This is a genomic window from Acutalibacter caecimuris (genome assembly GCF_034335085.1).
Classification (GTDB): Bacteria; Bacillota; Clostridia; order Oscillospirales; family Acutalibacteraceae; genus Acutalibacter; species Acutalibacter caecimuris.
The window spans coordinates 54,985-69,101 of sequence record NZ_JAWXXJ010000001.1 but is presented as its reverse complement, the minus strand read 5'-3'; the positions used below and the strand labels follow the sequence as shown (position 1 = coordinate 69,101).

General features: G+C 59.2%; 19 protein-coding genes and 1 pseudogene. All 20 read left to right on the top strand.

Annotation, left to right across the window (positions count from 1 at the left end; all coding sequences use genetic code 11):
• Nucleotides 1-8 precede the first annotated feature (8 nt).
• The 20 genes and pseudogenes from U8U01_RS00430 to U8U01_RS00340 all read left to right on the top strand — a co-directional run bounded on the left by U8U01_RS00430 (nucleotide 9) and on the right by U8U01_RS00340 (nucleotide 14,108).
• A complete protein-coding gene (locus U8U01_RS00430) occupies nucleotides 9-737 on the top strand; it encodes a DUF2815 family protein (RefSeq protein ID WP_322168746.1) in 729 nt (242 codons plus the stop codon).
• Between the two features lie 15 nt (nucleotides 738-752).
• The gene (locus U8U01_RS00425) at nucleotides 753-1,127 is read left to right on the top strand and encodes a hypothetical protein (RefSeq protein WP_160233005.1); all 375 of its coding nucleotides are present in this window, start codon (nucleotides 753-755) and stop codon (nucleotides 1,125-1,127) included.
• A gap of 14 nt (nucleotides 1,128-1,141) precedes the next feature.
• Nucleotides 1,142-3,130, top strand: a complete 1,989-nt coding sequence (locus U8U01_RS00420; protein WP_322168743.1) for a DNA polymerase — start codon at nucleotides 1,142-1,144, stop codon at nucleotides 3,128-3,130.
• Between the two features lie 52 nt (nucleotides 3,131-3,182).
• On the top strand, nucleotides 3,183-3,842 hold the full coding sequence (locus U8U01_RS00415; RefSeq protein ID WP_322168740.1) for a DNA cytosine methyltransferase: 660 nt from the start codon (nucleotides 3,183-3,185) through the stop codon (nucleotides 3,840-3,842).
• 22 nt (nucleotides 3,843-3,864) lie between these two features.
• Nucleotides 3,865-4,665, top strand: a complete 801-nt coding sequence (locus U8U01_RS00410; protein WP_322168737.1) for a DNA adenine methylase — start codon at nucleotides 3,865-3,867, stop codon at nucleotides 4,663-4,665.
• Nucleotides 4,656-4,853 carry a hypothetical protein gene (locus tag U8U01_RS00405; protein ID WP_322168734.1) on the top strand — a complete coding sequence of 66 codons (198 nt, stop codon included), beginning with the start codon at nucleotides 4,656-4,658 and terminating at the stop codon, nucleotides 4,851-4,853. The genes U8U01_RS00410 and U8U01_RS00405 overlap by 10 nt, the downstream gene beginning before the upstream one ends.
• 96 nt (nucleotides 4,854-4,949) lie before the next feature.
• Nucleotides 4,950-5,717, top strand: a complete 768-nt coding sequence (locus tag U8U01_RS00400; protein ID WP_322168731.1) for an adenine nucleotide alpha hydrolase family protein — start codon at nucleotides 4,950-4,952, stop codon at nucleotides 5,715-5,717.
• A complete protein-coding gene (locus U8U01_RS00395; RefSeq protein WP_322168729.1) occupies nucleotides 5,710-5,838 on the top strand; it encodes a hypothetical protein in 129 nt (42 codons plus the stop codon). Before U8U01_RS00400 ends, U8U01_RS00395 begins: the two co-directional genes overlap by 8 nt.
• Before the next feature lie 157 nt (nucleotides 5,839-5,995).
• The gene (locus U8U01_RS00390) at nucleotides 5,996-6,382 is read left to right on the top strand and encodes a sugar-phospahte nucleotidyltransferase (protein ID WP_322168727.1); all 387 of its coding nucleotides are present in this window, start codon (nucleotides 5,996-5,998) and stop codon (nucleotides 6,380-6,382) included.
• 5 nt (nucleotides 6,383-6,387) lie between these two features.
• Nucleotides 6,388-6,582, top strand: coding sequence for a hypothetical protein (locus tag U8U01_RS00385; protein WP_322168724.1), 195 nt, complete (start codon nucleotides 6,388-6,390; stop codon nucleotides 6,580-6,582).
• Nucleotides 6,575-6,790: a hypothetical protein gene (locus U8U01_RS00380; protein WP_322168721.1), complete on the top strand. Its 216-nt coding sequence runs from the start codon at nucleotides 6,575-6,577 to the stop codon at nucleotides 6,788-6,790. Before U8U01_RS00385 ends, U8U01_RS00380 begins: the two co-directional genes overlap by 8 nt.
• The gene (locus tag U8U01_RS00375) at nucleotides 6,787-7,095 is read left to right on the top strand and encodes a hypothetical protein (RefSeq protein WP_322168718.1); all 309 of its coding nucleotides are present in this window, start codon (nucleotides 6,787-6,789) and stop codon (nucleotides 7,093-7,095) included. The genes U8U01_RS00380 and U8U01_RS00375 overlap by 4 nt, the downstream gene beginning before the upstream one ends.
• A 20-nt stretch (nucleotides 7,096-7,115) precedes the next feature.
• Nucleotides 7,116-7,733: pseudogene (locus U8U01_RS17615) on the top strand (virulence-associated E family protein); the annotation flags it as partial.
• Between the two features lie 120 nt (nucleotides 7,734-7,853).
• Complete coding sequence (locus tag U8U01_RS00370) at nucleotides 7,854-9,515, top strand: virulence-associated E family protein (RefSeq protein ID WP_496196404.1); 1,662 nt, start codon at nucleotides 7,854-7,856, stop codon at nucleotides 9,513-9,515.
• 262 nt (nucleotides 9,516-9,777) lie between these two features.
• Nucleotides 9,778-10,065, top strand: a complete 288-nt coding sequence (locus U8U01_RS00365; protein ID WP_322168711.1) for a PDDEXK family nuclease — start codon at nucleotides 9,778-9,780, stop codon at nucleotides 10,063-10,065.
• On the top strand, nucleotides 10,062-11,465 hold the full coding sequence (locus U8U01_RS00360) for an SNF2-related protein (protein ID WP_322168708.1): 1,404 nt from the start codon (nucleotides 10,062-10,064) through the stop codon (nucleotides 11,463-11,465). Before U8U01_RS00365 ends, U8U01_RS00360 begins: the two co-directional genes overlap by 4 nt.
• Entirely contained in the window at nucleotides 11,462-11,803 is a 342-nt protein-coding gene (locus tag U8U01_RS00355) for a hypothetical protein (RefSeq protein ID WP_160233015.1), read from the top strand. The genes U8U01_RS00360 and U8U01_RS00355 overlap by 4 nt, the downstream gene beginning before the upstream one ends.
• The gene (locus tag U8U01_RS00350) at nucleotides 11,800-12,192 is read left to right on the top strand and encodes a hypothetical protein (RefSeq protein WP_160233016.1); all 393 of its coding nucleotides are present in this window, start codon (nucleotides 11,800-11,802) and stop codon (nucleotides 12,190-12,192) included. Before U8U01_RS00355 ends, U8U01_RS00350 begins: the two co-directional genes overlap by 4 nt.
• Nucleotides 12,193-12,373: 181 nt before the next feature.
• Entirely contained in the window at nucleotides 12,374-12,937 is a 564-nt protein-coding gene (locus U8U01_RS00345; RefSeq protein WP_322168705.1) for a terminase small subunit, read from the top strand.
• The gene (locus U8U01_RS00340; RefSeq protein ID WP_322168702.1) at nucleotides 12,882-14,108 is read left to right on the top strand and encodes a PBSX family phage terminase large subunit; all 1,227 of its coding nucleotides are present in this window, start codon (nucleotides 12,882-12,884) and stop codon (nucleotides 14,106-14,108) included. Before U8U01_RS00345 ends, U8U01_RS00340 begins: the two co-directional genes overlap by 56 nt.
• Nucleotides 14,109-14,117 lie beyond the last annotated feature (9 nt).

The window sequence follows — 14,117 nt, the reverse complement described above, 5'->3', positions numbered from 1 at the left end:
AAATGACTATGTATCAGAACGACCCCATGAAAGTGCTGACCGGCGAGTGCCGCCTGTCCTACTGCAACCTGACCACCCCCAGGGCCGCCCAGCAGGGCGGGGAGCCCAAGTACAGCGTCACCCTGCTCATCCCCAAGACGGACGTGGCCACCAAGGCGGACATTGACGCCGCCATCCAAGCCGCTGCCAATGAGGCGCTGTCCAAGGTGTGGAACGGGGCCCGCCCGCCCCAGCTCCGGGTGCCCATCTATGACGGGGACGGCGTGCGGCCCTCCGGGGTGCCCTTTGGCGATGAGTGCAAGGGCCACTGGGTCATGACCGCCTCCACCAAGAACAAGCCCCAGGTGGTGGGCATCGACAACATCAACTGTGAGCTGGCCCCCTCTGACATTTACAGCGGGATGTATGCCCGTGTCACCATCCGCTTTTTCGGCTACTCCAACAGCGGCAATAAGGGCATCGGCTGCGGCCTGGGCAATGTCATGAAAACCCGTGACGGTGAGGCCCTGGCGGGTAGCGCCTCCGCCTCCGTGGACTTCGCCGGGGTAGGTGCCGCCCCTGCTGCCGCTCCCGCCTACGGCGTCAACCCCACGGCTCCGGCGGCTCCCGCCTACGGTGTCAATCCGGCGGCCCCTGCCGCTCCGGCCTATCAGCCCCCCGCTCCCGGCCCTGCCGCCGCCACGCCGCCCTGGAACACCGCCAGCGGTGTCAACCCCATCACCGGCCAGCCCATGTAATAGGAGGACCGCACAATGAAAACGAGGTTTGACGGAAAAATCTGGGTCATGGCCTATGGCGTGGCCATTGAGGTTAAGGAGATGGAAACGGCCCACCTCCTCAACACGGTCAAGATGCTGGTGCAAAAGCCCGCACGGGTCCAGGCCATGCTTGTGGATGACATTGAGCGGGCCACTTTCGCTGACCCCACGGTGTGGACGCCCACCGGCGAGGGGGACACCCGCAAGCTGTCCCTCCGCAACGTGACCAGCCTCTCCGCCGATGAGCTCACCACCTATGTGACCGGCACGCCGCTTTTTAAGGCCATGCTGGAGGAGCTGGAAACCCGTGGCATCAACACGGAGAACATCATGCAGCTCTACACCAAGGATGAGGCTTTCCGTAATTAAGAAAGGACGGCGCTATGCACCATCTGAGCATTGACCTTGAAACCTTTTCCAGCGTCCCGATTGCCAAGGCCGGGGCTCAAAAGTACATCTCCAGCCCGGACTTTGAAATCCTGCTTTTCGCATACAGCCTGGATGGTGCACCTGTTGAGGTAATAGACCTGACCACGGGGGCGTACCTGCCCCCGTGGCTGGTCCAGGCCATCACCAGCCCGGAGTTTATCAAGCACGCATACAACGCCCCCTTTGAGTGGGGCTGTCTGTCCAAATTCCTGGGATGGCTGCCGCCGGACCAATGGCGGTGCACCATGTTCCACGGCCTTTACTGCGGCTATACGGCGGGCCTGGAGGCCACTGGGCGGGCCCTGGGGCTCCCGGAGGACAAGCGCAAGCTGAACACCGGCAAGGCCCTCATCCGCTATTTCTGTACGCCCTGCGCCCCCTCCAAGGCCAATGGTGGCCGCACCCGCAACCTGCCCCAGCATGACCCCGCCAAATGGGAGCTTTTCAAGGAGTACAACCGCCAGGATGTTGTCACCGAAATGGAAATTGACCGGCGGCTGGCCTCCTATCCCGTCCCTGACTGGGTGCAAAAGCAATGGGAAACGGACCTCATCATCAATGCCCGTGGCGTGGCCGTGGACATGGAGATGGTGGCCGGGGCCCTCTACCTGGGGGACACCGTGCGCCAGAACCTCATGACGGAGGCCGTGCGTCTGTCTGGGCTCAACAACCCCAACAGCGTAACCCAGCTTACCAAATGGCTCCAAGAGGAAACCGGGGAGGAACTGGGGGACTTGCGCAAGGACACCGTGACCCGCCTGCTGAAAAAGGACAGCAACAGCCCCCAGGTGACCAGGATGCTTGAAATCCGCCAGGAGCTGGGCAAGACCTCCACCAAGAAGTATGACGCCATAGAGGCCGCTGTGTGCCCGGACAAGCGGGTCCGTGGGCTGCTCCAATTCTATGGGGCCAACCGCACGGGGCGCTGGGCGGGGCGGCTGGTGCAGGTCCAGAACCTCCCCCGCACCTATACGGAGCCCCTGGCCCTTGCCCGTGACCTTGTACGCCAGCGCAACCTGGGCGGCCTCAAGGCGGTCTATGGCTCCGTGCCTGATACCCTCAGCCAGCTCATCCGCACCGCTTTTATCGCCCCGGAGGGCCACGTCCTCATTGACGCTGACTTTTCGGCCATCGAGGCCCGTGTCATCTCCTGGCTGGCCGGTGAGCAATGGCGGCTGGAGGTGTTCCGCACCCACGGCAAAATCTATGAGGCCAGCGCCTCCCAAATGTTTGGCGTCCCTCTTGAGCGCATCAAAAAGGGAAATCCCGAGTATTCCCTGCGGCAAAAGGGCAAGGTGGCGGAGCTGGCCCTGGGCTATCAGGGCAGCACCGGGGCCCTCATCAACATGGGGGCCCTGGACATGGGCATCCCGGAGGAGGACCTGCCGGACATCGTGGGCCGCTGGCGGGAGGCCAATAAGCGCATCCGTGACCTGTGGTATTCCATGGACAACGCCGCCGTGCAGGTCATCACCCAGGGCGGCTCCATAGGCCTCAACGGGCTCATCCTGTCCCATGAGTACGACTACAACCAGGGGACGGATTGCATGACCATCACCCTCCCCTCCCGGCGCAAGCTCTACTATAACACCCCCGGCATCGGTGAAAACCAGTGGGGCAAGCCCTCCATCTCCTACATGGGCATGGACCAAAAGACCAAGCGCTGGAAACGCATCGAAACCTACGGCGGCAAGCTGGTGGAGAACTGCGTCCAGGCCATTGCCCGTGACTGTCTGGCGGATGCTATTGAGCGCCTGGAGGCCGCTGGGCTGCCGGTGGTGTTCCACGTCCATGATGAGGTAGTCATTGACGTGGCCCCCTGGACGGATGAGGACACCATGCTCCAGACGGTGGTGGACATTATGCGGCGGCCCATCTCCTGGGCCCCGGACCTGCCCCTCAATGCAGACGGCTGGGTGGGGCAATTCTTTAGAAAAGACTGATTGAACAAGCCCCCCCCCGCTACCCATGCGGCGGCGGGCTGAGGGAGGCCATATGAAAATCCTTGTTGCCTGCGAAGAAAGCCAAGCCGTTGCCATAGCTCTGCGGCAGCGTGGCCATGAGGCATATAGCTGTGACCTCATCCCCTGCTCCGGCGGGCATCCAGAGTGGCACATCCAGCAGGACGTGCTCCCCTTGCTTGACGGATACGCCTTTTTCTACACCTGCGATGGAGCCCCGCACTACATACTGGGCCGGTGGGACATGATTATTGCTTTTCCGCCGTGCACCTACCTCACCAATGCCAGCGCTGTCCGTATGCGGGTAAAGGGTGAAATCGTCCCGGAGCGATATGCAAAGGCGATGGAGGCCAAGGCTTTCTTTATGCGCTTTCTGACCGCTGAGTGTGAAAAAATCGCCGTTGAAAATCCCACCCCCATGAAAATCGTGGGCCTGCCGCCCTATACTCAGGCGGTGCAACCGTGGCAGTTTGGGCACCCATACACAAAACGGACCTGCCTGTGGCTCAAGAACCTGCCGCCGCTGACCCCCACCAAAATCATCACAGAGGGCGTCACCCCCTGGGTAAACGGCGGATGCAAAGATGCCCACGGCAATTACAGACGCTTTCAAGGCCGCCGGGAGCGGGACCCACTAAACCGGGCCAAAACTTTCCCCGGCATCGCCACCGCTATGGCGGAACAGTGGACCTAAAACACCTTTTAGAAAGGATTGATTGACCTTGCAGTATCAGGGCGGAAAAAGCCGGATTGCCCGGTCAATCGCTGGCATTATCAGCCTGACGGGGGGGGGAGAACCCAATGAGATACCAGGGAGGGAAATCCCGCATATCCGCTCAAATTGCCCAGCTAATCTCCGCACGGGGGGGGCTTGCTTTGTCAGCCTGTTTTGTGGGTCCTGCGCCGTGGAGAGCAAGGTGCAAGGCTTTTCCCGCAAGATACTCAATGACAAGCACGCCTATCTCATCGCCATGCTGCGAGGCGTTCAAAGCGGCTACGAACTGCCGGAGCTCATAACCCCGGACCAATACCAGCTCATCAAGGCCCATAAGGACTGGGACCCCGTGCTGGCCGGTTTTGTAGGCTTTGGGTGCAGCTTTGGCGGCAAGTGGTTTGGAGGCTACGCCAGAAACGCCACCGGCACCAACTACGCCCTGCAAAGCAAGCGCTCTTTACTCAAGGACATGGCCACCCTGCAAAATGCGGAGTTTGTCTGTGGGGACTACCGCCACCTGGGCATCCCGCCCGGCTCCGTCATCTACGCTGACCCACCCTATAACAACACAACCGGCTACGGCGGAGAGGTCTTTGACACCGCCGAATTTTGGAGGGCCATGCAGCTCCTGGCCGATACCGGCCACGCTGTTTTTGTCAGTGAACAGGAGGCCCCGCCCGGCATCGTCTGTGTCTGGGAGCGCCCCTTTACCCGCACCCTGGACCGCAACAAAAGCAATCAATTCAAGGTGACAGAAAAGCTCTTTTACTTACCACCAAGGAGGCTTGAGCCATGCGCATGATAAATGACAAAGGCGAGGCGGTCTATTTTAACCCCATCCGCAAGAATGGCAAAGACCAGTGGCTCATCCAGGGCATTGGCTCCACCATCGTCCTGGGCCGTGACCGCCAGCGGCGCAAGAGCCGGACCTTTACCCAGTATTCCCAGGCGGAGCGCTACCTGGCCAAGCACGGCTTTAGAGCGGATTGATTTTTCCGCCGGAAAAAACGTACCCGGCAAGACATAAACCCATGAAATGACAAGCCCCCCCCCGCCAGCAGCGGTGGTGGGGCCGGGGAGGCACCCATGAAATACATTGCATCATGCTCTTTCGGCAAGGATAGCCTGGCCATGATACTCACCATTATTGAGCACGGCCTGCCGCTGGATGAGGTGGTCTATCGTGAGGTCATGTTTGATGACACCACAAGCGGCGAATACCCGGAACACGCTGATTTTATCCACAATAAGGCCGTCCCCATCTTGGAGCTGGTGTACGGCCTCAAGGTGACGGTGCTGAGGGCAAAGACCAATTATAAAGAGCGGCTTGCCAGACCGAACACAAAAGGCAAGCACATTGGAGAGCCGAGGGGCTTTCCGTTGCGACTTGGCCCGTGGTGCAACAGTGAGCTAAAGATGAAACCGTTACGGGATTATGAGAGGGGCCTGCCTGACACGGTGCATGAGTATGTGGGCATTGCAGCGGACGAACCCACCCGGTTGGAACGTGTTCTGAAAACCAATAACGCCTCCGCCCCTCTGGCTGACTTCGGCATCACGGAGGAAATGGCTTTCAAAATGTGCCAAGAGCACTACCTGCTTTCTCCCATATACAAAACGCAAAAAAGGAGTGGCTGCTGGTTTTGCCACAATGCCCGCCTTGATGAAATGCGGGACCTTTGGAGGAATTATCCAGAATTATGGGAGGAGCTGCGAAAGCTCCAGGCTATCTCACCTATTAAATTTACATCCAGAAATAGCGTTTTTGACCTTGAAGAACGCTTTAAGAAAGAAGATGCAGACCATGAAAAAACGCAAGAAATACCAGCACCGGGACAAGCCCCGGATGTGTGACCACTGTGTCTACATCGGGGAGGGTGACTTTATCTGTGACAAGGGGCCCGGTGAGCCGGTCATCGTGGTGGAGGACTGGGTGCCTAATGAGGACGCCGGACGCTGCCGGAGGGGCAAGTGAGCGGCTTTAAGGTGGCGGAGGTGGCCAACAGCAAAAATGATGAGTTTTACACCCCGGCCTATGCAATCACCCCTCTGCTCCGACATCTCCCCCCCCCCCTTACTCAGACCGGCCCGTCTCTATATGGTGCCCGTTTGACACGGAGGAAAGCCTTTTCGTGCGGATTTTCCGCTTGTTTGGCTACCAGGTGACCGCCACGCACCTCTCCACCGGCAAGGACTTCTTTTCCACGGAGCCCCCGGCCTGTGACTACATAATCAGCAACCCACCCTATTCCCTCAAGGGAGAGGTGCTGGAGCGGCTTTTTGACCTGGGCAAGCCCTTTGCCATGCTGGTGGGGGTGGTGGGCCTCTTTGAAAGCCAGCGGCGGTTTGAAATGTTCAGAGCGCACGACTTTGAAATCATGTATTTCAACCGCCGGGTGGCCTATTTCAAGAGTTATGAGGACCCCGCCCCCTCCCTAAATCCTCCGTTCAGCAGCGTCTATGTGTGCAAGGGCATCCTGCCCAAAACCATTATTTTTGAAGAAATCGCAAAGAGGTGACCCAAATGGCAAGAAACAAATACCCCGGCACCTGCTACTGCTGCGGAGCCTGGACCCCGCCCGGCTATGGCCACTTTGAACGCCACGCCGGACACTGGCGCATCAAATGCGTCAAGTGCGCCAGCGGGCGGGTCCTCACTGATAAGGACCCCGGCGTGAAGTGGGCCCAGAGAGCTGCCAAGGAGGCCCAAAATGCCTGACAACAAAAACCCTTTTCTCAACGCCAGTGGCTACCCGGACCCCACGGCCTACCACGCATTAAAGCCCATCGTCCGTGAGGAGGAGGCCCTGGATGGCAAGGTCAATTTCCTCATCAAAGTCCTCAAGTATATCATAGCGGAGAGCGGCTTTGAGCTGCTGGCCCGCATTGAGCTCCGGGACAAAAAGACCGGGAGGTGTTTTCGATGAGGGACGCCATCGCCATTGACTTTGACGGCTGCCTGTGCGTGAACAAATTCCCTGACATCGGAGCCCCTAACTGGGCCGTGATTGCCAAGGCCAAGGAGCGGCAGGCCGCCGGGGCCGGGCTCATCCTCTGGACCTGTCGGGAGGGCCTGCTGCTCCGGGCCGCCGTGCAGGCGTGCCGGGAGTGGGGCCTGACCTTTGACGCCATCAATGAGAGCCTGCCGGACTGGATTGAGGCCTATGGCACCGGGCCCCGCAAGGTGGGGGCCACCGAATACTGGGATGACCGGGCTGTGAGGATGCCGTAAACAGGAAAAGGAGCACATCCGCCATGCAATATGAACGCAAAATAACAATCTCCGCCGGAAACAACCGGCGGGCCATGAACTGGACGCCCCAGACCATGCTCATTTCTGAGCTGTGGGCCCGGCTCCGGACCCCGGCCAGAGGCACGGAGCCCCTGGCGGAATATCTGAATATGAAAAAGGCCCAGCAGGATGACCTCAAGGACGTGGGCGGCTTTATGGCGGGGACCCTCTCCGGCCCCCGCCGCAAGGCCAACGCCGTGACCGGGCGGGACATCCTGACCCTGGACCTGGACAACATCCCCGCCGGCGGCACGGAGGACGTACTGCGCCGGGTGGATGGCCTGGGCTGCGGCTATTGCATCTATTCCACCCGGAAACACAGCCCGGCGGCCCCCCGGCTCCGGGTCCTGCTGCCCCTTGACCGTACCGTGTCAGCGGACGAGTATGAGCCCCTGGCCCGCAAAGCGGCGGAGTTTATAGGCATGGAGCTCATGGACCCCACCACCTTTGAGGTGTCCCGGCTCATGTACTGGCCCTCCTGCTGCGCTGACAGCCAATATATTTATCTCTGGCAGGACCGGCCCCTCATCTCCGCCAATGGCCTGCTGGCCAAATATGAGGACTGGCGTGACTGTGCCCTCTGGCCGCAAGTGCCGGGCGCTGTGAGCCTCCCCAAGCTGGCCGTCAAGCAGGGTGACCCGGAGGGCAAAAAGGGCGTGGTGGGGGCTTTCTGCCGCACCTATGACGTTTTCCGGGCCATGGATGAGCTCATCCCCGGAATGTATGAGCCCGTGGACAATATGCCGGGCCGCTACACCTACCTGGGCGGCTCCACCACCGGCGGGGCCGTGGTCTATGACAACGGCAAATTTCTGTATAGCCACCACGCCACGGACCCCTGCTCCAACCGGCTGGTCAACGCCTTTGACCTTGTGCGCCTGCATCGCTTTGGGGACAAGGACGATGAGGCCCAGCCGGGGACGCCCACCAACCGCCTGCCCTCCTATGTGGCCATGTGTGAGCTGGCCGTGCAGGACGCCGGTGTGGCCGCCCTCATGAGCCAGGAGCGCTACCAGGAGGCCGTGCAGGACTTTGAGGGCGTGGCCGGGGACAATGATGAGGACCCCGCCAACTGGATGACCCTGCTGGCCTTGAACACCCAGACGGGGCTCCCAAAAGCCACCATTGACAACGTGTGGATTATTCTGGAGCATGACCCGCTGCTCAAGGGCAAGTTTGCCCTCAACCGCTTTGCGGGCCGTGGTGAGGTCCTGGGGCCCCTGCCTTGGGACACCCGCACGGTGCGCCGCCTGTGGGATGACAATGACAATGAGGGCCTTTACTGGTACATGGAACGATACCACCATATCACCGGCAACGGCAAGATTGACGGGGCCCTCTCCCTCCACTCCACCGCCCACGCTTTTAATGAGATACAGGACTTTTTGGGCGGCCTCCAGTGGGACGGCGTGCCCAGGCTTGACACCCTTTTTATCGACTACCTGGGGGCCGCTGATACCCCATACACCAGAGCGGTGACCCGCAAGGCTTTCACCGCCGCCGTGACCCGTGCCATGATGCCCGGCAGCAAGTATGACAATATGCTGATTTTGGCCGGGCCCCAGGGCCTTGGCAAGAGCACCCTGCTGGACAAGATGAGCCGGGGATGGTTTAACGACAGCATCCGCACCTTTGAGGGCAAAGAGGCCTCTGAGCTCTTGCAGGGCGTGTGGCTGGTGGAAATATCAGAGCTTGACGCTTTCCGGCGCACGGACGTGGCCCGCATCAAGCAGTTTTTGAGTTTACGCACGGACCGCTTTCGGGCCGCCTATGGCCGCCACGTCAAGGAGCTGCCACGGTGCTGTGTCTTTTTCGGCACCACCAACACCAAGGACTTTTTGCAGGACAGGACCGGCAACCGGCGCTTTTGGCCGGTGGATGTTGGCATTGAGCCTGTGACCAAGAGCGTGTGGGCTGATCTGGCGGGAGAGATAGACCAGATATGGGCGGAGGCCGTGGTCCGCTGGCGGCTGGGTGAGCCCCTATACCTGCGTGGTGAACTGGAGGAGGCCGCCAAGATCAAGCAGGAGGAGCACCGGGAAGTCAGCACCCGTGAGGGCATCGTCCTGGACTTCCTTGCAAAGCAGGTGCCAAGCGACTGGGCCAAGTGGCCGCTGGACCGCCGCCGGATGTTCTGGGCGGGCGCTGTGCAGGGTGACCTCAAGCTGGTGGACCGTGACAAGGTGTGTGCCTTGGAGGTGTGGTGTGAGGCCCTGGACGGCAAACAAAAGGACATCCGCTACATTGACACGGCGGAGATCAACGGCATCATTGAGGCCTGTGCGGACTGGCAGAAAGCGGAGAAAACAATGCGCTTTGGCTACTGCGGGGTGCAAAGGGGCTTTGAGAAAACCGTGTAACATTGCCTGTAACATTGGTGTAACATTGACCCCTTGAATGTTACAGGCATTTTGTAACAGGTTACAGGCAATGTTACAGTAAATGTTACGGCTGAAACCGTTGCGCCGCAAGGCTTTCAAGGATTTTGTAACATTGTAACATTTATTTTCTATTGATTGAAAAATAGAGGATTTAGAGAGTATATAAACCGCCTAATCCGCCTAATACGCATAAAAGAATAGGAAAATTGTTAAATGTTACAGGCTAAAAGGAGAGGTCAAAATGCTGGAAAAAGAAGTGGAGCGCTACTTGCGGGAACAGGTCAAGAAAAGACTGGGAGGCATGGCGCTAAAATTTGTGAGCCCCGGATTGAATGGGGTGCCGGACAGGGTGGTGTTATTGCCGGGCGGAAAGATCACCTTTGTGGAGACAAAGGCCCCCGGCAAAAACCTGAGAAAGCTGCAAGAGTACGTCTGCGGGATGATCGCCGCCTTGGGCTTTGAGGTCCGGCGGATTGATACCAAGCCGGGCGTGGACGCCTTTATCCTGGAAATGGAGGCCCGGCTGTGAAGTACACACCGCATGAGTATCAAGCCTATTGCATCCAGCGGGTGGTGGAGGACCCCGCCGTGGGGCTGTTCCTCCGGCCAGGCCTGGGCAAAACCGTCATCACCCTCACCTCTGTCAACATTCTCAAGTATTTCCGCTGGCAGGTGAGCCGGGTGCTGGTGGTGGCCCCTAAAAAGGTGGCGGAGGCCACCTGGAGCAAAGAGGCCGCCAAGTGGGACCACCTCCAGCACCTCCGCATCTCCGTGGTGCTGGGGTCCACCAAAAAGCGCATCAAGGCCCTCAACACACCGGCGGACGTGTATATTATCAACCGGGAAAATGTGGAGTGGCTGGTGGACTACTACCAGCAGGCCTGGCCCTTTGACATGGTGGTCCTGGATGAGAGTACCAGCTTTAAGAACTCCCAGAGCAAGCGCTTTAAGGCCATGCGGCGAGTCCGCCGTTTCATCAAGCGGATGGTCCTGCTGACCGGCACGCCGTCCTCCAAGGGCCTCATTGACCTGTGGGCCCAGGTGTATCTCCTGGACGGTGGTGAGCGTCTGGGGCCTACCCTGAGCGCCTACCGGGAGCGATACTTTGACCCGGACCAGCGGAGCCGGACCCAGATTTTCAGCTACAAGGCCAAGGACGGAGCGGAGAGCGCCGTGCTGGCGGCCATTTCTGACATCTGCATTTCCATGAAAGCGGAGGACTACCTGCAACTGCCGGACTTCATCCAGCATGAAATCCCGGTGATGCTGGATGCCAAGGCCAAGCGGGACTATGACCAATTTGAGCGAGACCTGCTGCTGGAGGTGGATGAGGACATCATCACGGCGGGCACCGCTGGGGTGCTGGTGGGGAAACTTTTGCAGTATTGCAACGGGGCCGTCTACAACAACGATGGCAAGGTGGTCCCGGTCCATGATTGCAAGCTGGACGCCTATGTGGAGCTGCTGGAGCAGTTTGACGGGGAGCATTGTTTGACGTTCTACGGCTACCAGCACGACAAGGACCGCATCCTGGAGCGGCTGGAGAGGTACAACAAGGGCCGCCGGGACAAGCTGCGGGTGAGGGTCTACAAGGGCACGGAGGATGAGGACGCCTGGAACAACGGGGAGGTGGACGTGCTGCTGGTGCACCCGGCAAGCTGCGCCTATGGTCTAAATCTCCAGGCCGGGGGCCGTCATGTGGTGTGGTATGGCCTCAACTGGTCCTTTGAACTGAATGACCAGGGAAATTGCCGCCTATACCGCCAGGGCTCCCCCTTTGACAAGGTTTTCGTGCATTACCTGGTGGTCCAGGACTGCGAGGATGAGGATGTCATGGAAACGATACGGGACCGGGCGGACACCCATGAGGCGGTCATGCGGGCCCTAAAGGCCAGAATTAAGAAAATCAAGGAGGAAACAACAAAATGAGCAGTATTGTGATGGATAAGGAAACGATTTTCACCGATGAGCTCATCCGGGAAAACGCCCGGCTGACCGTCCAGCATGAGGCGGACCTGCTGAGGGCTGACCAACTGGAGGAGCGGCTGGCGTCTGCGCCGTCCGCCCAGGACATCCAGCAGGCCGTGGAGCGGGCCCACATCGCTGAGGACAAGCTGGGTGGCGTCAACGCCATGCTCCGCCGGGCCCTTGATGACCTGCATTTTGTCATGGCGGGCGGCGATGCCTGCAAGGTGTGCGCCTGCAAGTGCACTTTCGGCACGGGTGAGTGCAAGCCTGTCTGGAAAGGTGAGGAGGCGGAGGAATGACCCTAAAGGAGCTGTCCCAGCTTTACTATCTCAACCGGGAGATTGAAATGGACCAGCGCCGCCTCCGTGAGCTTGAGGCCAGGGCCCTGCCGGGGGCTCAGGTCATCACCGGGATGCCTCACGGCACCGGCGTGGTGGACAAGGTGGGGGAATGTGCGGCGGAAATCGCTGACCTGCGGGGCATCATTGAGGCCAAGCACCAGCAATGCCTTTATGAGCGGAGCCGTTTGGAGCGTTACATAGCGGGCATTGATGACAGTTTTCTCCGGCAGGTGTTCACCTATCGCTTTATCAGCGGATTGCCCTGGCGGCAGGTGGCAGCCTGCATCGGCGGAGGGAACACGGAGGACGGATGCCGCAAGGCCGTGAAACGCTATCTGGAACGGTGACACGGGGGCGAATGTGTAACAAAATTCAATTTGTCCGTTTTGTCCGCTTTGTCTGTGGTATTCTGTATAAGCGGGTGTATGCCTCAAGGTGCAGCACCTCCTTGGTTGACGGCGGCAAGGTGATGGAAGATGAAACCCGGACCCTTGCCGCTGTCATTTATTTTGATTTGGGGTGGTGAGAATGGCCAAGCTGACACCAAAGCAGGAGCGGTTTGTGGATGAGTACCTGGTGGACCTCAACGCCACCGCCGCCGCCAAACGGGCGGGGTACAGTGAAAAGAGTGCGTCCAGGATAGCGATTGAACTACTCAATAAAACTCACGTTTCTGCGGCCATTCAAGCACGCCGGGACAAGCTGAGGGGAAAGCTGGAAATCACCCAGGAGGCGGTGTTGCAGGAGCTGGCGTCCATCGCTTTTGCCAACGGAACGGATTTTGTAACGGTCACCGGGGCCGGGCTCCTTTGCGTAAAGGCCACCAGTGAGGTGCCAAAGAACAAGCTCCCTGCCATTGCCGGTATCAAGTACAGCCAACTGGGCATTGAGATAAAGCTGCATGACAAGGTGAGGGCCCTGGAGCTGCTGGGCAAACACCTGGGCGTGTTCGCCACCGGCGGCAGCGCTGCCGCCGCTGAGGAAAACAACATCTTTGAGGTCATCGAACAGAGCACACGGGAGGAAATAGACACCAATGCAATACCAGAAATTGAGCCCCCGGCAGAACCTGGCGATGACGTGGTGGAATAGGCCGGGCTTTGAGGCCTATGACGGCATTATCTGTGACGGCTCCATCCGTTCCGGCAAGACGGTGGCCATGACCGTGGGCTTTATCATGTGGGCCATGTCACGCTTTACAGGCCAGAATTTTGCCCTTTGTGGCAAGACCATTGAGAGCTTGCGCCGCAACGTGACCTCCAACCTGTCCACCTGGCTGGCCGGGGTGTTTTCGTTCAAAGAGCACCGCACGGAAAACAAGATCGTGGTGAGCGCCGCCGGGCGGAGCAACAATTTTTACTTGTTCGGCGGCAAGGACGAAAGCAGCGCCGCCCTCATTCAAGGCATCACCCTGGCGGGCATCCTGCTGGATGAGGTGGCCCTGATGCCGGAGAGCTTTGTCAATCAGGCCACCAGCCGGTGCTCTGTGGAGGGCTCCAAGTTTTGGTTTAACTGCAACCCGGAGGGCCCCTCCCACTGGTTTTATCAGGGCTGGGTGCTCAAGGCCAGAAAGCGCAAAATGCTCCACCTGCATTTCACCATGGATGACAACCTCAGCCTCTCCGCCCGCACCAAGGCAAGGTACGAAAATCAATACTCCGGGGTGTTCTATCAGCGCTATATTCTGGGGCTGTGGGTGGTGGCTGAGGGCCTGATCTATACCATGTTTAACAAGGATTTTCACATTGTCCCCTCTGTGCCCCGGCCATATGACAAGTATTATATTTCCATCGACTACGGCACCAGAAACCCCACCAGCATGGGACTGTGGGGCCGTTCATGCGGCGTGTGGTACAGGATGCGTGAGTATTATTACGACAGCCGCAAAGAGGGCCGCCAGCTCACGGATGAGGAGTATTATGCGGAGCTTGAAAAGCTGGCCGATGACCTGCCCATTGCCGGGGTGATCGTGGACCCGTCCGCCGCCTCTTTCCTGGAGACTATCCGGCGGCATGGGCGCTTTTATGACATCAAGGCCTCCAACGCCGTGCTGGACGGCATCCGCAACGTGTCCACCCACCTCAAGGCTGGGGACCTGCTGATCTGTGACGGGTGTACTGACTGCATCCGGGAGTTTGGCCTCTACCGCTGGGATGAAAAGGCCATAGGCGGTGACAGGCCTGTCAAGGAAAATGACCACTCCATGGACGATGTGCGCTATTTTGTCAACAAAGCCTGGGCTCCGGCCCTTATCAGTTTTTAGCGGGGTGCT